The organism is Alishewanella sp. HH-ZS (assembly GCF_001704375.1).
GTDB lineage: Bacteria > Pseudomonadota > Gammaproteobacteria > Enterobacterales > Alteromonadaceae > Alishewanella > Alishewanella aestuarii.
This window is the reverse complement of record NZ_LZEJ01000038.1, coordinates 1-18,157: the sequence shown is the minus strand read 5'-3', so window position 1 is coordinate 18,157 and position 18,157 is coordinate 1. Positions and strand designations below refer to the sequence as shown.

The 18,157-nt window shown below is 50.8% G+C and carries 18 protein-coding genes and 1 tRNA gene; 6 read left to right on the top strand and 13 right to left on the bottom strand.

The features are described from left to right. Positions 1-6 precede the first annotated feature (6 nt). On the bottom strand, positions 7-2,883 hold the full coding sequence (locus A9165_RS13730) for an EAL domain-containing protein (protein ID WP_255365729.1): 2,877 nt from the start codon (positions 2,881-2,883) through the stop codon (positions 7-9). Positions 2,884-3,045: 162 nt separating this feature from the next. After that, positions 3,046-3,228, bottom strand: coding sequence for a PA3496 family putative envelope integrity protein (locus A9165_RS13725; protein ID WP_065956317.1), 183 nt, complete (start codon positions 3,226-3,228; stop codon positions 3,046-3,048). A 175-nt stretch (positions 3,229-3,403) separates the two neighbouring features. Between A9165_RS13725 and A9165_RS13720 the strand changes: the two genes are divergently transcribed. Then, positions 3,404-3,958 carry a glutathione peroxidase gene (locus tag A9165_RS13720; protein WP_065956316.1) on the top strand — a complete coding sequence of 185 codons (555 nt, stop codon included), beginning with the start codon at positions 3,404-3,406 and terminating at the stop codon, positions 3,956-3,958. Here the strand turns inward: A9165_RS13720 and rnhA are convergent, their stop codons facing one another. After that, entirely contained in the window at positions 3,959-4,438 is a 480-nt protein-coding gene (gene rnhA, locus A9165_RS13715; RefSeq protein ID WP_008609874.1) for a ribonuclease HI, read from the bottom strand. Between the two features lie 67 nt (positions 4,439-4,505). Here rnhA and dnaQ point away from each other — a divergent pair, with 67 nt between their 5' ends. The 3 genes from dnaQ to A9165_RS13700 all read left to right on the top strand — a co-directional run bounded on the left by dnaQ (position 4,506) and on the right by A9165_RS13700 (position 6,731). Beyond that, complete coding sequence (dnaQ, locus tag A9165_RS13710; RefSeq protein WP_008609875.1) at positions 4,506-5,210, top strand: DNA polymerase III subunit epsilon; 705 nt, start codon at positions 4,506-4,508, stop codon at positions 5,208-5,210. Next, positions 5,198-6,550, top strand: a complete 1,353-nt coding sequence (locus A9165_RS13705; protein ID WP_065956315.1) for a TIGR03503 family protein — start codon at positions 5,198-5,200, stop codon at positions 6,548-6,550. Before dnaQ ends, A9165_RS13705 begins: the two co-directional genes overlap by 13 nt. Positions 6,551-6,654: 104 nt before the next feature. Then, positions 6,655-6,731, top strand: a tRNA-Asp gene (locus tag A9165_RS13700). A 77-nt stretch (positions 6,732-6,808) separates the two neighbouring features. Here A9165_RS13700 and A9165_RS13695 read toward each other — a convergent pair. The 6 genes from A9165_RS13695 to A9165_RS13670 all read right to left on the bottom strand — a co-directional run bounded on the left by A9165_RS13695 (position 6,809) and on the right by A9165_RS13670 (position 11,736). After that, a complete protein-coding gene (locus tag A9165_RS13695; RefSeq protein ID WP_065956314.1) occupies positions 6,809-8,164 on the bottom strand; it encodes a diguanylate cyclase domain-containing protein in 1,356 nt (451 codons plus the stop codon). Positions 8,165-8,246: 82 nt separating this feature from the next. Further along, positions 8,247-9,449, bottom strand: coding sequence for a methyl-accepting chemotaxis protein (locus A9165_RS13690; RefSeq protein ID WP_065956313.1), 1,203 nt, complete (start codon positions 9,447-9,449; stop codon positions 8,247-8,249). Between the two features lie 255 nt (positions 9,450-9,704). Next, on the bottom strand, positions 9,705-10,127 hold the full coding sequence (locus A9165_RS13685; RefSeq protein ID WP_065956312.1) for a DUF6691 family protein: 423 nt from the start codon (positions 10,125-10,127) through the stop codon (positions 9,705-9,707). Between the two features lie 10 nt (positions 10,128-10,137). Beyond that, positions 10,138-10,542 carry a YeeE/YedE family protein gene (locus A9165_RS13680; RefSeq protein WP_065956311.1) on the bottom strand — a complete coding sequence of 135 codons (405 nt, stop codon included), beginning with the start codon at positions 10,540-10,542 and terminating at the stop codon, positions 10,138-10,140. 9 nt (positions 10,543-10,551) lie between these two features. Next, positions 10,552-10,953: a rhodanese-like domain-containing protein gene (locus tag A9165_RS13675; protein ID WP_065956310.1), complete on the bottom strand. Its 402-nt coding sequence runs from the start codon at positions 10,951-10,953 to the stop codon at positions 10,552-10,554. 30 nt (positions 10,954-10,983) lie between these two features. Then, a complete protein-coding gene (locus A9165_RS13670; protein ID WP_065956309.1) occupies positions 10,984-11,736 on the bottom strand; it encodes a sulfite exporter TauE/SafE family protein in 753 nt (250 codons plus the stop codon). 113 nt (positions 11,737-11,849) lie between these two features. On the opposite strand from A9165_RS13670, the gene A9165_RS13665 reads away from it, so the two are divergent. Then, positions 11,850-12,725 carry an MBL fold metallo-hydrolase gene (locus tag A9165_RS13665; RefSeq protein WP_065956308.1) on the top strand — a complete coding sequence of 292 codons (876 nt, stop codon included), beginning with the start codon at positions 11,850-11,852 and terminating at the stop codon, positions 12,723-12,725. Positions 12,726-12,785: 60 nt separating this feature from the next. On the opposite strand, the gene A9165_RS13660 is transcribed toward A9165_RS13665, so the two are convergent. The 3 genes from A9165_RS13660 to tsaA are packed head-to-tail and all read right to left on the bottom strand — an operon-like array spanning position 12,786 to position 16,307. Next, positions 12,786-14,513, bottom strand: coding sequence for a proline--tRNA ligase (locus A9165_RS13660; RefSeq protein WP_065956307.1), 1,728 nt, complete (start codon positions 14,511-14,513; stop codon positions 12,786-12,788). A 53-nt stretch (positions 14,514-14,566) separates the two neighbouring features. Next, positions 14,567-15,625: a kelch repeat-containing protein gene (locus A9165_RS13655; RefSeq protein WP_065956306.1), complete on the bottom strand. Its 1,059-nt coding sequence runs from the start codon at positions 15,623-15,625 to the stop codon at positions 14,567-14,569. Further along, positions 15,579-16,307 (bottom strand): tRNA (N6-threonylcarbamoyladenosine(37)-N6)-methyltransferase TrmO, encoded by a 729-nt coding sequence (tsaA, locus tag A9165_RS13650; protein ID WP_008949757.1) that lies wholly within the window; start codon positions 16,305-16,307, stop codon positions 15,579-15,581. The genes A9165_RS13655 and tsaA overlap by 47 nt, the downstream gene beginning before the upstream one ends. 169 nt (positions 16,308-16,476) lie before the next feature. Between tsaA and purU the strand changes: the two genes are divergently transcribed. Then, positions 16,477-17,310, top strand: coding sequence for a formyltetrahydrofolate deformylase (gene purU, locus A9165_RS13645; RefSeq protein WP_065956325.1), 834 nt, complete (start codon positions 16,477-16,479; stop codon positions 17,308-17,310). A 53-nt stretch (positions 17,311-17,363) separates the two neighbouring features. Here purU and can read toward each other — a convergent pair whose 3' ends face one another. Beyond that, a complete protein-coding gene (can, locus tag A9165_RS13640; protein WP_065956305.1) occupies positions 17,364-18,017 on the bottom strand; it encodes a carbonate dehydratase in 654 nt (217 codons plus the stop codon). Positions 18,018-18,157: the final 140 nt, after the last annotated feature.

Below are 18,157 nucleotides of genomic sequence, written 5' to 3'. Positions count from 1 at the left end.
CGCTAGTCAGGTCTGCAGTTGTTGTTGAATAAAGGCTCTTGCCTGTTCTGCCGGCAATGGCTTACTGTAGTGATAGCCCTGAATTGCCTGACAGCCTAATTGTTGCAGTAAGGCTTGTTGTGCTGCGGTCTCTACCCCTTCGGCAATGGTGTCCAATTCCAGGCTATGTGCCATACTGATAATGGCCTGCACTATGGCCCTGTCATCGGCATCACTCAGTAAATCCCGCACAAACGACTGGTCAATTTTCAGTTTATGCAGCGCAAAGCGCTTTAGATAGCTCAGCGAAGAATAACCGGTGCCAAAATCATCTACCGCGATCCGCAAGCCGCGTTGCCGGAAGGCATCCAACAAACTGGCAGCATGCGCCGGATCTTCGACCATGGCACTTTCGGTAATTTCCAACTCCAGCATCTCTGCGGGCAACTGCGAGGCGTGCAGCAGACTATCAATTAACGTCAGCAGGCCAGGTTGTCGAAATTGGATGGGGGACAGGTTGATGGCTACCGTTAATGGCGCCGGCGTAAGCTGTTGCCAAGAGGCCCGCTCTGCTAATGCGGTTTTTAGTACCCACTCACCCAGCGGGATCACCAGGCCGCTGCGTTCAGCCAGCGGAATAAATTCGCCGGGGGAAATAAAGCCTAATTCCGGATGCTGCCAACGCAACAGCGCCTCAAAGCCAGTTAGCTTTTGTTGCTGCAGCGAATATTGTGGCTGATAAACCAGGCTTAGCTCGTTATTTTCAATGGCCCGGCGCAGGGCATTTTCCAGTAGCAGATGGCGGGCATGGTAGCGCTGCATCTCACTGGTAAAGAAACAGTATGTATTACGGCCATTCTCTTTGGCGCGATACATAGCGATATCGGCGTGCCGGTACAGCTCATGGAAACTTTGGCCGTCCTGAGGGAACACCGCTATCCCAATCGATGCAGATAGCACCAGCTCATGACCGCTGACCTGATAAGGCGTAAGCATTAGCGGTAGGATCCGCTCAGCTAATTCTGCAGCCATTTCCGCATTGGTATTGGGCCTTAATAACACAAATTCGTCACTGCTGAGTCGGCAAAGGGTATCTTCTGGTCGGCATAAGGAAGTTAAACGCCGGGCGATTTGGATCAGTAGCTGATCGCCAGTCTGATGGCCCAGCGAGTCATTGATCTGTTTAAAGCGATCAACATCAATAAAGAGCATCGCCAGTTGCTGTTGCTGGTCTTTGGCAACGGCCAGTGCTTGCTCAGTGCGGTCCAGCAATAACGCCCGATTGGGTAGTTCAGTTAGCGCGTCATATTGGGCCAGAAAACGAATTTGTGCTTCATCTTCTTTATACTGGCTTATATCGCGGAATAGACCGACGTAGTAGATTTCACCAGGCTCAGGCCCTTCAATTTTGCTGATCGATAACCATTCCGGATACAGACTACCATCTTTCCGCTTATTCCAGATCTCACCTTTCCAGACGCCATGTTCAGCAATAGCATGCCACATTTGCTGATAAAAGTTTTTATCGTGCTTACCTGAGGATAGGATGCGCGGATCCTTACCGATCACCTCCTCTGCCTGATAGCCGCTGATACTACAAAAGGCTTGATTTACCATCACGACCTGTTGCTGAGCGTTGGTGATAAGTAACCCCTCTGAACTTTGCTCAAACAGCCGGGCTAATAGCTGTAGTTTTAACTCGGATTCTTTACGGTCGCTAATATCGATATGGGTACCGACCGTCAGTTTTTTACCCTGCTCTGTGACAATGCTGCGACCGCGGGACAAAATCCATACCCAGTGGCCATGCTTATGGCGCATCCGGAAATGATTTTCATAGAGCCCGCTCTGCTCTGATGCCTGATACTGCTCAAATACGGCTTTGGCTTTGTCGCGATCTGCCGGATGCAGTAATTCAGCCCAGAGCTGTTGCAGGTTGTGTTCGGTATAAGCGGCAAACTCCGATGCCTGATAACCAAGCATCGAAAAGTATTCCGGGCTACAGTTGAGTTGCTGATGCTCAGGGTCATATTCCCAACTGCCGGTATTGCTGGCGACAATAAAACTGCGGTGACGGGCCAGCTGCGTTTGCAAATCAGCGGTGCGCTCGTTAACCAGTTGGCGCAGCTCCTTTTTGCGCACTAAATTGTGCATTAACAGGTAACTTAAACTGACTAACAACAGATTGAAGATTACCGCCAGCGCAACTTGCCATATTTGCACTGTACTGAACTGGCTGGTCGGTGTGGCCAGCTGTAAGCGCCAGTTAACGGTACCCGTTTGGATCTGTGCTTCCGCTGTCGGCTGAAATGCATTGCTATTGCTTGATAAAATCAGCGTCGGCTGTTCGGTCTGATCCAGCCAGAGCTGATAGTGAATGCCCTGAGTAGGGAGCTGCGCCATCCGCTGCAGGCTGGCGAGTTCGTCCAGTTTAAAGGTGACATTAACAAAGCCCCAAAACCGCTGTTCGCCATCAGCCTGCGGCAGTGTTACCGGTAAGCGGCCAATAATGCCGACACCACCTTGCTTCAGCTGGTAGGGGCCACTGAGATAAACCAGACTTTGATTCAGACTACGTCTGGCGGCATCGGCCTGTAGCGGATCTTTAAACACATCAAAGCCAAGTAATGCCTGGTTTGGTTCAGCCGGATAGGCCGCCCGGATCACGCCCTCTGGTGCGACAGAGATGGCGGTGAGAAAAGGATAATAGGGGTAGATAGATTGGGCGAAGACTGGAAACTCACTAAGATCACCTTGCCGTAATCTAAGCCATGCCGCTACAGCATAGGCTGCTGTCGTCGTACGGACCAGTTCTTGCTGGATAGCTCCTGCGTAGGATTGAGCCTGATCATTTAGCCGCAACTGCTGTTGCAGCTGTCGTTGCTCGGCAAGATAATGCAGCAAGCTGATGCTCAGTGAACCGCTGCAAATTAACACCAACAAGGGGAGCAGAGTCGTAAGTCTGAATGAGCGGAAGCTGAGCACTGGCGCTGGCCTGTTAATTTCTGGTCGAGATACCTGATAAATATATTAGCATTATCTGGCACTTATCGATAGCAATCGCTGCTAATCTTCCAATAACTCCCAATCATCAATTAGCTCACGCAGTCGTTTCTGTTCCAGCAGTTCATCAATCCGGCGCCGCGCCTGATATTTTTGCCGGGCTTTAGTGTCTTTCACACCGCTTGGCTCAATCAGTTCAGCGTCTTCATTAAATTCTTCAAATTCAGTTGGCTGTATTGTCGTCATCGCGTGATACCTCTTTCGCTATTGCTTATTTAGCGCCAAACTGGCGCCAGTAACAGTGAAAATTTTTTTCCGGTTCGATAAAGATTTTTGGTGAAAAGGATCACGGATCAAAAGCGATCTAAGCTAAGCTTAGAGCCGTAGAGACTGGCCGTAATAATAAAATTTGGAGAGCAGCATGAAAGTTTTGGCATTCGGCTTAGGTTTAATCACCTTAAGTCTGTTACCTGCGACCGCTGAGGCGGCGCAGTGTGGTGATATTCTCGGCCATTCAGTCCAGCAGTTAAAAACCCGGGAAACCGTTGATCTGTGTGAGCAATTTCAGGGCAAAACCTTACTGGTCGTCAACACAGCCAGCAAGTGTGGTTTTACGCCGCAGTTTGAAGCACTGGAGCAGCTGTACCAGCGTTATAAAGAACAGGGGCTGGTGGTGTTAGGTTTTCCATCTAACGATTTTCGGCAAGAACACAGTGACGAAGAAAAGACTGCCGAAGTCTGTTATCTGACTTATGGTGTAGAGTTTCCGATGTTTTCTACTACCAGTGTGCGTGGTGACAAGGCTAATCCGGTATTCAAAGCGCTGATTGCCAAAACGGGTGAAGCACCGTCCTGGAATTTTAACAAATATCTGGTCAGCAAAGACGAGCAGAAAGTGCTGCATTTTGGCAGCCGGGTGAATCCAACGGATCCGAAATTTATCGCGGAACTGGAACAGCTGCTACAAGCCGAATAGCTAAATAGCGGCCTGACTCGCTTCAAAGCCGCTATCAATGGCCGCCGGTGTCGCACTGGCGGCATTGCGGGCTAATTCATCGCAGCGTTCGTTTTCCGGATGACCATTGTGACCCTTTACCCAGTGCCAGCTTATCTGATGCCCCTGACAGGCTGCATCCAGGCGTTGCCATAAGTCCTGATTTTTCACCGCTTGCTTCTGACTGGTTTTCCAGTTATTGCGTTTCCAGCCTGCCAGCCACTGGGTGATACCCAACCTGACATATTGGCTATCGGTAGTTAAATCGACGCGGCAAGGACTTTTTAATGCTTCAAGGCCGACGATTGCGGCCAGCAGTTCCATCCGGTTGTTGGTCGTCAGTCGAAAGCCTGCACTCAGCTCTTTGCGATGTTGCTGGTAGCACAGAATGGTACCATAGCCGCCGGGTCCGGGATTGCCGAGACAGGATCCATCGGTATAGATTGCAACACTTTTCTGCATTTGGCCTTTCCTAAGCTGAAAACGGCGTATAATCTAGCGTAAATCCAGTGAAAAAGCGAAACAGTAGATGGCAAAGCGACAAATTATTCTCGACACTGAAACCACCGGCATCAGCCCAAAAGAAGGCCACCGTATTATTGAGATCGGTTGCGTCGAGCTAGTAAACCGCCGTTTCACCGGTAACAATTTCCATGTATATATCAATCCGGAGCGGGAAATTGATGCTGAGGCGATAGCGGTACACGGTATCACCAATGAGCGTCTGGCCGCTGAGCCGAAGTTCCGGGAAATAGCGCAGAGTTTTTACCAGTACATTCAGGGTGCCGAGTTAGTGATCCACAATGCGGCCTTCGACGTCGGCTTTATTGATCATGAATTTGCTTTGCTCCGGCCGGCGCTGCCGCCGGTCGCCCAGTATTGCACTATCGTTGATACCTTGCTGTTAGCTCGTGAACTGCACCCGGGGCAAAAAAATAATCTGGATGCGCTTTGCAGACGCTACGATATTAATAACAGCCATCGGACCTTGCACGGCGCTTTATTGGATGCGGAAATTCTGGCAGATGTGTATCTGCTGATGACCGGTGGTCAGGTCAGCCTTAATCTGGCGGCCGAAGAGCAAGCCGAACAGCTCGAGCAACAAAGTCCACTGCATATTCAGCGCCAGGGGCGTTTAAAGGTGATCCGGGCGTCAGAGTCGGAAGTCGCTGCACATGAGAGCCGTTTGGATTTGGTGCAGAAAAAAGGAGGAACCTGCCTGTGGCGCGTCTAGTACTGTGTCTATTTTTATCTTTACTGCTGCCGGTTCAGGCTCAGGACGATAACGCGCCAAAACGGGATGAACCTGGTCTGACGATATTAGAGCAACTGCCAACCCGTAATCAGATCCCGCTGCTTGATAACCGCTTTCGGATTGATGATGGTGTCAAGAGCATTACATTAGTATTTTTCCGTCGCCCGGGCACCGCGTCTATCGTATTAGTGCGTCCTGACGGCAGTAAAGTCTTCTACAATACAGCGAAAGATCACAATATGCGCTGGCATGATGCAGCCAGTTACGATTTGATTGAAATCAACGAGCCGATGCCAGGCCCCTGGCAGGCAGTAGGGCGGATTTTGCCAGAAAGCCGGGTACTGGTCCTCACTGATATTGAATTGGACGTTGACCCTCTTCCCAGCGCCTTAATGGTGGGTGAAACCTTTAAATTGACCGCCCGGTTGATGGACGGCGACCAGTTGGTTAATGCGCGGGATTTTCGGGAAATTCTCAGCATGCAGGTATTATTTGTCAGCACCAATAATCCGGATATGGAGAACTATGGCCGTGGCTTGGCGGAGGTTGCGACCTTTCGTGATGATGGTCGTGGTTACGATGCCAGTGCGCGGGACGGTATTTTTACCGGTGAGGTTAATCTTAACTTCGGTGCCGGGGAATGGATCCCGCGTTTTATTGTCCGTACGCCACTATATAGCCGTGAGTTGGAGCAAGCCCCGGTGCGGGTGGCGCCAGCTCCGGTGGCAATCGAGTTTGTTAATTCCCGGGAGATGACACAACCGCATCTGCTGCGACTGACCAAAACCTCTGAACTGGTCGATGCGGATACATTGTTGTTTCAGGGGCTGATCCGTTATCCGGACGGTGACAGTTTTCAGTTTGCAATAACCGAGCCTGAGCAGGCGCGGGAGGTCACAGTAGAAAATCGTGGTCATGGTAGCTATCTGTTGAATCTGTCGGTATTTGGTAATATGCAGGACGGTCGTGAATTTGTGCTTAATCTGCCGGAAGAGCGGTTTTTGGTTATACAGCAGGCTCAGGAAGCACTGGCAATTGAGCCTGTAACTGAGACGCCGGTCAACCAGGCTGCTGATACTCCTCCCGCCGCGCCAGAAGCTGGCTTTCCCTGGTTATTGGTAATTCTGTCAAATCTGATTATTGTTACCCTGGGGGGCGTATTGTTCTGGTTGGTGATGACTGGTAAGGGGTTGAACGCACTGTTGTTCTGGCGCAAAGCCAAGCCAGAACCTCCGGTCGCGGCGAAGAAAACCACGGCAACTACCAGTACGCCGCCACAAAAAGACGATATTCTGGACCTTTCTTTACCGGATGATTAAGGAATAGGCAAAAGCGACAAAAAAGATGTTGACGGCTTTGGGGCATATCCGTATCATTCCCGCCGCACCAGACGATACCCATCTGATAGTTTGGTGCACTGCGCGGAGCGGTAGTTCAGTCGGTTAGAATACCGGCCTGTCACGCCGGGGGTCGCGGGTTCGAGTCCCGTCCGCTCCGCCACTTTAATTCAACAAGCAATTTAGTGAGCCTCAGCGGTAGTTCAGTCGGTTACTCTCTGTTAAGAATCAGCCGGCCTATCACTTGTTGGTTTTGTGTTTGGCTTTTTGCTGATACATCGATAAATCGGCGAAATGGAGCAGTTTATCCAGCTCGGTTGCATGAAGGGGAAAACTCGCATAACCCAGACTGTATTGAATACTCACTTGCTTACCGTTAAACGTAAAAACATTGCTGCAGAGTTTGGCTGAGACCTTGCTGATGATATGCTGAAGGTCTTGTTCGCGATGTACGCGGGGTAGAATCACCAGAAATTCATCGCCAGATAAGCGACAAGCATAATCTGAGGCTCGTAATGCAGACTGCAGCCGCTTGGCCACTTCTTGTAGTAAGGCATCACCCATCGCATGACCGTAGTTGTCATTAACCTCTTTAAACTTGTCTAAATCCAGGCTAAGAATGCTGAATTCCGCCTTTTCATTAACCAGTCTCTGCAGTAATTGCATGGCAAAACGACGATTGGGTAACAAGGTGAGTGGGTCTTGCAGTGCGCTTAGGCGGGCATGCCGATAGGCATAATAAAGGCTGAACAGCGCCAGAAACAGCAGGATGCACAGACTGTAACCAAGCAACCGGACCAGCAGGCTGCTTAAACCAAATTGTCCTTGTTGAGCTTGAGGTAGGGCGATAGCAATTTGCCAGCTGCCACTGAGCAAACGAATATTTTCGATGGCAAAGGCATTAAAGAAAACTGAGGCGTCGCCCCAAAATAATTCACCATCAGCGCCGTAGCCGTCGACGCCGCGCATTGCCAGCTGGCTCTGGCTCGCTAGTTCGAGTAAGCCTGTGCTTTGAAATAACTTGTCGATATCGATGACTACGCTGCAAGTGCCCCAGTAACGTTGATTGCTGGGAGCATCGTTAAAAATCGGGATCCTGGCTATCACCGCCGTTCCGCCCTGCACCAACGTTAAAGGACCTGCGATTACAATATCCTGACGCTGTCTCGCCAGCTCAATTGCAACAAACTGTGCCGGAACAGTGCGGTAATCCAGACCAAGCGCAGCTTGATTTCCAGCGGTTGGGTAGATAAAGCGGATCACGTTATCCGGAGCCACGGCGATGTTACGGATGCTGGTTGCTTTTCGCATTAAGGCCTGAGCTAGCGGCTCCCAGTCTTCAGGGCCAGAAGCAGGATTAATGCTGATAATGGTAGCCAGGCTATCGGCCAGAAAAATGTTAGCGTTAAGTTCAGACTCTATATTGGCTCTTACCAAAGACAACTGACGACTGAGGCTTTGCTGTTGCTCCAGTGTTTGTTTCTGTAACAGGTTCTGGTGAAAAGTTTCAACTAATGCAATACAGCCGCCGAACAGCAATAAACTAACAAACCCGAGCAACCAACGATGGCGATGGCTAAGCAATTTTAGCAACATACTCAGCACCGTTTGGAGGGCATGCCGGTGCCTTGATAGCTTGGCCTAACAAGCCGATGAATCTGGTTGGGTAAGCTCATCGCTAATTTCTGCGGGCAAAGCGCGCTAATTGCGCCTGCGTTGCCGCTGTGCCACTCAGTAAGTTGCGGGCAGCCTCGTCAATAGCAGCCATTTGTTGATAGGCCTGATTGGTCATCTGTTCGATGGCGCTCAAATGTCCCTGCGTTTGCTGATACTTTTGTTCCAGACTGGATACGCTGCCACTGATATTTTTCATGCCACCCTGAGCTGACTGTAACTCGGTTTGCAGCAATGAAAATTCGTGATTGGTGTCATGGATCTGGCTGCTGGCATCTTTCGCCTGTTGATTCAAGCTATCCGATTCTTGCTTGGTTTCCTTGACCAGTCGCTCCATATCATTAAGGAAGCCTGAAATTTGTTTCGTGGCATCATTAACTTTGGCGGCCAGCGTACGGACTTCATCGGCAACCACGGCAAAGCCACGGCCGGCATCACCGGCTCTGGCAGCTTCAATGGCGGCATTTAGCGCTAACAGATTGGTCTGGTCAGAAAACCCCTCGACCATGACCAGGATTTGCCGCACGTTTTCCGAGTTTTTCTGCAGACCATTGATGGTGGCGCCAAAGGAATCAAGTAAGCCAGCGATAGCGGCTAACTGGCGATTCAACTGCTGCATCTGGCCACTGGCGATTTTGGCTTTATCCGCTGCCAGATTAGTAACCTGGCCCATTTGGTCACTGCTTTGCACGATCCTGGCCAGGTACTCGATCACTTCATCACTATCTTTACGGATCTGCTGATTCCGATGTTCAGTATCCTGTAAATTACGGCGGGTCTGCTTAACCGCATCAGAGACTTTTTCATTGATCTGATGGTTGTCGCTGGCTTGTACGTGAACTTTTGTTAATACTTCACTGAGCTGGCCAACAAAATGATTAAACTCTTCCGACAGGGTGCGGAATTCGTCAAAGGTGAAGGCCGGTAAGCGCTGACTGAGATCAGCGCCCTGTCGATTGCTTTCATGTAGGGTGCCAACCAGCGCCTGTACCGGCCGTACAATCAGGTGCCGCAGATAAAACCCGGTAAACAAAAAAGCGGCTGTGCCACTTAACAATAACAACCACCAAAGTGTCGCATCGCCATTGGCCGGATACGCCATCCATAATGCCAAACCAAAGAAAATACCAATAAACAGCATATTGCCGGCAATTTTTCGGTTAAGGGTAAAGAAAAAACTACGCTCAATAAAGCTGTACAGGGCCATGAATCTCTCCATTACGACTGAGACCTCTTCTGTTTTTCAAGCAGCATAACATAAAGGATAAGCGAAACTTTGATCTCGGCGGGGTTCGCTGTTGTTTAACGTCTTGTGGCGACAAAACAAATAGTATACCCGGACCAAAACGCTGGTTTCAGACTGTTGCTACAGACAATAGCCTAGTTTTTCGCTGGCGCCAAGATAGCGTTACGATAAGAAGAGATACTCCCGGTGGTTTAGCCGGGAGTCAGACAAAGAAGGTTATGCCTGTGAAAACGGCAGTTTGATTTTTCGGGCAATAAACCAGCCTGCGGTCATCGCCAAAACAAAACCCAGGGTACCGCTACTGCCTGAGGATAAAGCACTGATTGCCGGTCCCGGACAGTAACCGACCATGCCCCAGCCTAAACCAAAGACGGCAGCACCAATCAATAAGGGGTTATCGATATAACGGGCTGTGGGCAGATAAAACTGTTTATCAAACAATGGCGCCGGTTTATGGATAAATAACCGGTAGCCGACAGAATACACCGCCAGAGCGCCAGCCATAACCAGTGCTAAACTCGGATCCCAGCTGCCACTCAGATCAAGAAAGGCCAAGACTTTCTGTGGGTCAATCATCTTTGAGATCGCCATGCCCACTGACATCAGTAAACCGGCGAGAAAAGCGATTAAGAGTTTCATGGTTGACTCCTTAAAACAGCAGGCTGGCGGCCAGCACACCAAACAACATAAAAACCAGGGTGGCAGCTAAAGATCGTGGTGAAAAGCGGCCAATCCCGCACACGCCATGGCCAGAAGTGCAACCTGAGCCCCAGGCGGTGCCCAGGCCAACCAACAAACCCGCGGCCAGCGTAAAGGGACTAAGCTCAGGTGTGCTATAGCTAAAGTCCTGATAAAACAGGGCTGTTAACAGTGGTCCTGCAACTAAGCCGAGCACAAAGGCAAGCCGCCAGAGCTTGTCGTCTTTCTGAAATAACAGGGCGCTGGTAATGCCAGAGATACCGGCAATTCGGCCCAGGCCAACCAATAATAATAAGGTGCCCAAGCCGATTAACGCACCGCCTAATAGTGCAGATACCGGGGTAAAGTTTTCCATTTAAACCTCCTACGCTTTAACAGGATAACCGGCGTCTTGCCAGGCCTGCATACCGCCGGCAACCGAATAGACATCGCTAAAGCCCATGCGCAGTAATGATTCTGCTGCCAGGGCTGAGCGGGCACCGGAGCGGCAAATCAGATAGAGCGGTCGCTCCGCTAGTTGCGCTAACGCCACTTCAGCGGCGCAGCCACTGGCGGCGACCAGTGGATGATTAGGTAATTGCATTTCTAACACGCCACGCGGGTAATTTACCGCGCCAACGATATGGGCCTGGGTAAACTCAGCCGGTTCACGCACATCAATCAGTAAGGGTTCGCTTTGCTGCTGCAGGTAAGCAGCCAGCTGAACAACATCGACTTCTTTAATTGCCGCTTTAGCTTCGGCGACCAGCTGTTGTGAGGTTTTCATAGGGATCTCCGTTAAGTTGCAAGCATTAAGTTATTTCAGTACTGATTGGCTAATCACCACTACCGCCATTACTGCCAGGAAGAGGGCAAAGCCTTTCTGTAATTTTGCTTTTGGCAATTTTTGACCCAGCCAGTTACCGGCGAAACTGCCAACAAAGCCCGCCAGCACCATTATCGCAATCACCTGCCAGTTAAAGCTCATGCCGGCCGCACTAAAAGCCAGATAATATTTGGTAAAACCAGCAAATGACTTCATCGCAATAATGCCAAGGCTGGTCGCCACGGCGATACCCAAAGGCAAGCCGCCCATCAGTACCAGCGCTGGCACAATTAAAAAGCCGCCACCAACACCGACAAAGCCGGTAATGGCGCCAACCACTAAACCGTCGGCCACCACTTTGGCCGGTTGAAATGGTCGTTGATTTGCTGTTTCCTGCTGGTGGTTGCGCCACATAAAAATGGCAGCAACCACCATGAGGATTGCGAAGACGAGTAGCTGCCAGCGGCTATCGACCAGGGTTCCTATCCAGGCGCCACCGTAAGTACCAAACATACCAGGAACACCAAACCACCACAGATGGCGCCAGCTAATGCGCTTTTGCCAGGCATTTTGTGCGGAACCGAGCAAACTAATACCGGCCACAATCAGCAGCGACGAGGCGATGGCCAGCTCCGCCGGCATCTGCAGTAAATACAACAGCACCGGCACCGTCAGAATAGAACCGCCCGAGCCGAACAGACCTAAACTGATACCGATAATAAGTGCGCCAAGTAATACGAACATTTGGACTCCATATTCTATTTTGGAATATGCTTATAACTTGTTTGCATTCTAGGCGCCTTTTCGCTAAGCTGCAACTAAAATTTAGCTTTAACTAATTTTAGAGGGTGAATGCGATGTCACAACAAAATTTGCTGATTGAAATGTTCTTTGATCACGACAGCTGCACCTTTAGCTATGTGGTAGCAGATAAAGCAACGGGCCAGGCTGCGATTATCGATCCGGTATTAAACTATGATGCAGCAGCTGGCGCGGTAAGCACCATTGATGCCGATAAGATGCTGGCGTTTTTAAAGGCTAACAACCTGACGCTGCAATGGGTGCTGGAAACCCATGCCCATGCCGATCATTTATCAGCAGCGCATTATTTAAAGCAACAAACCGGTGCCTGTATTGCTATTGGCGAGGGGATCCGTAAGGTGCAGCAAACCTTTAAGGTGGTATTTAATATCAGTGATCAAGAGCTGCTGGCCAAGGGCGATTATTTTGATAAGTTATTTGCTGATAATGAGGAATTTCAGATTGGTACCATTAAGGCTAAGGTGATCAATACGCCTGGCCATACCAACGACAGCGTCAGTTATCTGATAGCCGGTAATTTGTTTGTGGGTGACTCCTTGTTTATGCCTGACGCAGGCACAGCACGCTGTGATTTCCCGGGCGGCGATGCCCATATTCTGTATCGCTCGATCCAGCGTATCTATCAGCTGCCGGAGGAAACCGTGATCTATATGTGCCACGATTACCAACCAAATGGCCGCGAGCTGTTATATAAAACCACCGTCGCCGAGCAAAAACAGCAGAATATCCATGTCAAAGCCGATACGGTTGAGGCAGATTTTGTCGCCAGACGTGAAGCGCGCGATAAAACGCTGGCGGTGCCACGGCTGATTTATCCTTCGGTGCAGGTGAACATTCGCGGCGGGCAGTTACCGCAGGCGGAGGCAAACGGCAGCCGTTATATTAAGATCCCGCTAAAAAGTGCGCTCTGACATTTAAAAACGAAAAAAATAAAGGCAGCCTCGGCTGCCTTTATCCTATCAAGCGGTCACTCAGCGTTTTAGCTGCTGATTAACAAAGGCCAGCACCTCATCGATAGCCAGCAACTCGGTGGCACCGCTGCGGCGGTTTTTATATTCCACCTGACGGTTATCCAAGTTACGCTCGCCGATGACAATATGATGCGGAATACCGACCAGCTCCATATCGGCAAACATCACACCCGGGCGCTCTTTACGATCATCAAACAGGACTTCAATACCGGCAGCAGTAAGCTGTTGGTACAGCAGTTCAGTGGCTTCGGCGATCCGTACTGATTTGTGCATATTCATCGGAATTAACACCACCTGAAATGGCGCTATCGCGTCAGGCCAGATAATACCGCGCTCGTCATGGTTTTGCTCGATGGCTGCAGCCACGATACGGGACACGCCAACGCCATAGCAGCCCATGGTCATGATCTGGTGCTTACCTTCTTCGTTCAGTACGCCGGCTTTCATCGCCTGTGAGTATTTATCACCCAGTTGGAAGATATGGCCCACTTCAATGCCGCGCTTGATCACCAGTTTCCCAAAGCCACAGGGGCTGGCATCGCCTTCAACCACATTACGCAGGTCGGCAACCTGATAATCGGTCACATCGCGGTCCCAGTTAACACCAGTCAGATGGAAGCCATCCTGATTAGCACCACAGCTAAAATCGGCCAGATGCGCCGCGCTGCGATCGACAATCAGCGGCAGCGGGCACTTTACCGGGCCTAATGAACCCGGGCCGGCACCCATCACGGCGCGGATTTCTTCTTCCGAAGCAAACACCAGCGGGCTGGCAACTTGTGGCAGCTTTTCGGCTTTAATTTCGTTTAATTCGTGATCGCCACGCAGTACCAGGGCAACCAATGTCTGTGGCGCATCGTCACTGGCTTTGGCGGCATAGACAATCAGCGTTTTGCTGATTTGACTGGCCGGCTGCTGTAACAGCGCGGCAACTTCAGCGACCGTTTTCGCGTCAGGGGTTGCTACCTGTGTCAGCTGCTGCGTCGGGGCAGGGCGGGGGCCTGCCGGTGCCTTGGCTTCCGCCATTTCGATGTTTGCGGCGTAATCGCTGGTATCTGAAAAGGCAATCGCATCTTCACCTGAGGCAGCAAGGACATGGAACTCGTGCGAGACACTGCCGCCGATAGCGCCGGTATCAGCCAGCACTGGCCGGTAGTCCAGACCTAAGCGGTTAAAAATATTGCAGTAGGCGCTATACATCGCATCATAGGTTTGCTGCAGCGATTCCTGACTTAAGTGGAAAGAGTAGGCGTCTTTCATCAGGAATTCACGCGCGCGCATTACGCCAAAGCGTGGCCGGCGCTCATCACGGAATTTAGTTTGGATCTGATACAGATTCAGCGGCAGCTGTTTATAGCTGGTGATTTCGCGGCGTACCAGATCGGTAATGACTTCTTCATGGGTTGGCCCCAGCACAAAGTCGCGCTGGTGGCGGTCAACAAAGCGCAGCAGCTCAGCGTCCATTTTTTCCCAGCGCCCCGATTCCTGCCACAGCTCAGCCGGTTGTACCAACGGCATTAATACCTCAATGGCGCCGGCTTTATTCATTTCTTCGCGGACAATTTGCTCAACTTTACGCAGCACCCGCACACCAGACGGCAGATAGGTGTACATCCCCGAGGCCAGACGACGGATCATTCCGGCGCGCAGCATAAGTTTATGGCTGATCACCTCGGCATCGGCCGGGGTCTCTTTCATGGTCGATAATAAATACTGACTGGTGCGCATGCGATTCTCTGTAAAAAGCTGATTCTTAAGTGGCGGCTATTCTAGCAACGGTTTTACTCGGGCAGAAGTTTAATCTGCTGATTAATTACCTGATTGGTCACTTGCTGCTGCGCGAGCATCCCGCCCAGGCTGTAAAAACTGCCGTTGATCTCCACTAAAGCCCGCAGGTCCATCACTGCGGTGGCGGCCTCGCCTTTAAACCAGCGTTGCTGCTTTGGTGAGTATAGCCACACCGCAGCCAAGGGTTCTGCGGCCTCGCCCTGATAGCCGACACCATTTAAGCGGTAGGGGGTATCACTGCCGCCGATAAAGGCTGCAAATTCTTCACCATTCAGGCGCACTGTGCTGGCGGCTAAACGATACCGGCCCTGTTGATCGGGATGCGGGATCTGGCGCCAACTGATTTTAAGCGGCTCACTACCCAGAGTACCGGCCCAGCAAGCCGGCGACTTTTGTAACGCTGGCGCCTGGTCTTGGGCGTAATGCAGGGTAACACCATCACAAACCACTAACTGATTGGCGGCGATAGTGGCAGCATGGCCGAAGACCGGCGCACCGGGAAAAGGCGTGGCCTGCGCCCAGCGCTGGGTAAAGTTATCAAATACCTGCACCAGATTGACGGTGCCATGGTCGCTCCAGCCGCTGACCAGATAAATATAACGGTTCTGGTGTGGCACTGCCGCAGCATGGTCAACCGGCACTGGCATATCATTCAGACGGGTAAAGCGCCGCGTGACCGGATCCAAGCGGTAGCTATCGCTCGCAGTAATGGCTGAACCATCGGCCTGCACCAGGGCGCCGCCAAAGATAAAGAAGTTGTTATTTAGTGCCACCGCACTGCTACCGATACGGCCAGCCAGTCGCTGCTGGCTCGGTAGGGCAGGTAAAGTGCTCCAGCTAAATTCTCCCAGCGTATGCAGCCAGACTTTATTGTGCTGATCGCTGATTTGTTTACCGGGCCCCAGGCCGCCAACCGATAAAATATAGGTTTTATCCCGGATACTGGTGGCAGCAACGGCATTGTTACTGACCGGTTCGGGTAACGCCGGGATCGCCAGTGCCAGACTACTGCTGGCAATCAGGCTCAGGCAACTGAAGGATTTCAGTAACATGGTTATGTTCTCCATTAACAGTCCACTTAATATTAAAGTTATACAGTGTCATACCGTAATGTTGTTCACTTTGGCGCTGCTTTTTATAAGACGGCCGCGGATCCTGTTTTAACACTTGTTCGATCAGATTCTGCAGATCCGGATAAGCACGCTGGCGCTGACAAAAGCCGGCCGCATCCTCTGAAAAACTGACGGTCATAGTGGTTTCTGGTGCCGCATCCGCAAAGCCGCCGCTGGCATGCGGCAGGGCGTCTGAGTAAGGCAGATAAGGCTTGATATCAAGGATGGGCGTACCGTGTAGTAAGTCCAGCCCACTGATTAGCAACTCGATTTGTCCCTTTTTCTGGCTCACGCCTTCCAGCTTCACCACCGACATACCTATCGGGTTGGGGCGAAATGTCGCCCGGGTGGCGAAGACGCCTTTACGGACGTTGCCGCCTAAGCGAGGTGGGCGTACCAATGGTGACCAACCCTTATCCGCGGTTTCATGAAACACAAACAGCAACCACAAATGGCTGAAGGCCTCAATACCCCGGACAAAGGTTTCGTCTGCAAAGGGAGCTCGCAGCACCAGTTTGCCATGTGCTGCCGCAATCAGGCCTGGCTGGCGTGGGATCGCAAACTTTTGTTTATAAGGTGATTCAATATAACCGATCACCTGCATCTGATACTGCTCTGTCATCCTGCTCGCTTGGTTAAGTCAGCGTTTTTATTCAGACTTTATTATGCAAGCCGGGGCGACAAACAACAAGCAAAGTTGGTTTGGCCATCTAAATGGTTTTGACGCCAGATGGATATGTTGTCAGAATGCGGACTATGATGATAAGCCAAGCATGCAGTGGAATGACTTTATGGAACAGCGCATCCTATTAACCGAATGTCCCGACTCCAAGGGGCTGATCGCGCAGATCACCAATATTTGCTACAAGCACCAATTGAATATCAGCCGTAATACCGAGTACGTTGATCCGGTCAGCGGGCAGTTTTATATGCGCACCGAGCTGGACGGCATCTTTAATGAAACCACCTTACTGGCCGATCTGGATCGGGCTTTGCCAGCAGGTAGCAGCCGTAGTTTGCTAAGCCGACAGGCAAAGCGGGTCGTCATCATGGTTACCAAGGAAGCGCACTGTCTGGGCGATATCCTGATGAAAGTCTACGACGGCTCGCTGCAGCTGGAGATAGCCGCTATTGTCGGCAATCATCCAGAGTTGGCGCAGTTAGCAAAGCGTTTTGAAATTCCCTATCATTTTGTCAGTCACCAAGGATTGAGTCGCGAGGCGCACGAGCAGGCGCTGCTGGAAGTCATTACGCCTTATCAGCCGCAATATCTGATCCTGGCCAAATTTATGCGTATCCTGACCCCGGCCTTTGTTGCCCGTTACCCAAACCGGATTATCAATATCCATCACAGCTTTTTACCGGCCTTTATCGGGGCTAAACCCTACCAGCAGGCTTTTGAACGTGGGGTAAAAATTATTGGTGCCACCGCCCATTTTGTGAATAATCATTTGGATGAGGGGCCCATTATTCAGCAAAAAGTGTTACCGGTGGATCACAGTTACAGTGCAGAGGATATGGAGAAAGCGGGTCGCGATGTCGAGAAAGCGGCGTTAAGTGAAGCCTTAGCCTTTATTACTGAAGATAGGGTCTTTGTACATGGCAACAAAACTGTAATCCTGTAAGCTGACATCCTGCCTGTGTCAGCGGTAAAAGGTACGTGCTGGCGCGTGCCGCTTTAGTACGTATCAGGCAGCTCCTGCGGGTCCAGGGCGTAGATCTTATCGATTTGTTCCAGACTGGAGTGGCTGACTTTAAGATCTTTGACCCGGCCATTGCGTAAACTATAGACCCAGCCATGCACCGACAGTTGCTGACCCCGCTCCCAGGCTTCCTGCACAAAACTGGTATGGCAAAGATTCTTAACCTGCTCGACCACATTTAGCTCAATCAAGCGGTTAACACGTTGGTCTTCGGTTTCCAGGCAATCAATTTGCTGGCGGTGCAGGGCATACACATCTTTGACATTATGTAGCCAGTTATCGACAAAGCCGACCCGCTGATTCAGCAAAGCAGCCTTAACGCCACCACAGCCATAATGACCGACCACCAGAATATGCTTTACTTTAAGAATATCAATGGCGTACTGCAATACTGACAGGCAGTTCATATCGGAGTGCACCACCAGGTTGGCCACGTTACGATGCACAAAGAGTTCGCCTGGCATTAGTCCAACAATTTCATTAGCCGGAACCCGGCTATCAGAGCAACCGATCCACAGATACTCTGGCGCTTGTTGTTCCGATAATTGTTTAAAGAAACCGGGCTGTTCACGCTCTATGCGGTCTGCCCAGTTTTTATTATTGCTAAAGAGTTCTGCAAAATTTGCCATTTGTCTAACCAAAGCACGAAATTGGCGTCACGATAGCGGATTCCTGTTAAAGCACAAGCCCGACCAGCCAATTAATGCCGGGATCTACCAGTCAGTGAAATCATGGCAACTTAACGATACCTGAGGGATCCCCACAAATT

What these genes read in the sequence shown, in the direction of transcription:
- A9165_RS13725 (WP_065956317.1), bottom strand. Translation starts at nt 3,228, where the DNA reads ATGACGACAATACAGCCAACTGAATTTGAAGAATTTAATGAAGACGCT.
- A9165_RS13720 (WP_065956316.1), top strand. Translation starts at nt 3,404, where the DNA reads ATGAAAGTTTTGGCATTCGGCTTAGGTTTAATCACCTTAAGTCTGTTA.
- rnhA (WP_008609874.1), bottom strand. Translation starts at nt 4,438, where the DNA reads ATGCAGAAAAGTGTTGCAATCTATACCGATGGATCCTGTCTCGGCAAT.
- dnaQ (WP_008609875.1), top strand. Translation starts at nt 4,506, where the DNA reads ATGGCAAAGCGACAAATTATTCTCGACACTGAAACCACCGGCATCAGC.
- A9165_RS13695 (WP_065956314.1), bottom strand. Translation starts at nt 8,164, where the DNA reads ATGTTGCTAAAATTGCTTAGCCATCGCCATCGTTGGTTGCTCGGGTTT.
- A9165_RS13690 (WP_065956313.1), bottom strand. Translation starts at nt 9,449, where the DNA reads ATGGCCCTGTACAGCTTTATTGAGCGTAGTTTTTTCTTTACCCTTAAC.
- A9165_RS13685 (WP_065956312.1), bottom strand. Translation starts at nt 10,127, where the DNA reads ATGAAACTCTTAATCGCTTTTCTCGCCGGTTTACTGATGTCAGTGGGC.
- A9165_RS13680 (WP_065956311.1), bottom strand. Translation starts at nt 10,542, where the DNA reads ATGGAAAACTTTACCCCGGTATCTGCACTATTAGGCGGTGCGTTAATC.
- A9165_RS13675 (WP_065956310.1), bottom strand. Translation starts at nt 10,953, where the DNA reads ATGAAAACCTCACAACAGCTGGTCGCCGAAGCTAAAGCGGCAATTAAA.
- A9165_RS13670 (WP_065956309.1), bottom strand. Translation starts at nt 11,736, where the DNA reads ATGTTCGTATTACTTGGCGCACTTATTATCGGTATCAGTTTAGGTCTG.
- A9165_RS13665 (WP_065956308.1), top strand. Translation starts at nt 11,850, where the DNA reads ATGTCACAACAAAATTTGCTGATTGAAATGTTCTTTGATCACGACAGC.
- A9165_RS13660 (WP_065956307.1), bottom strand. Translation starts at nt 14,513, where the DNA reads ATGCGCACCAGTCAGTATTTATTATCGACCATGAAAGAGACCCCGGCC.
- A9165_RS13655 (WP_065956306.1), bottom strand. Translation starts at nt 15,625, where the DNA reads ATGTTACTGAAATCCTTCAGTTGCCTGAGCCTGATTGCCAGCAGTAGT.
- tsaA (WP_008949757.1), bottom strand. Translation starts at nt 16,307, where the DNA reads ATGACAGAGCAGTATCAGATGCAGGTGATCGGTTATATTGAATCACCT.
- purU (WP_065956325.1), top strand. Translation starts at nt 16,477, where the DNA reads ATGGAACAGCGCATCCTATTAACCGAATGTCCCGACTCCAAGGGGCTG.
- can (WP_065956305.1), bottom strand. Translation starts at nt 18,017, where the DNA reads ATGGCAAATTTTGCAGAACTCTTTAGCAATAATAAAAACTGGGCAGAC.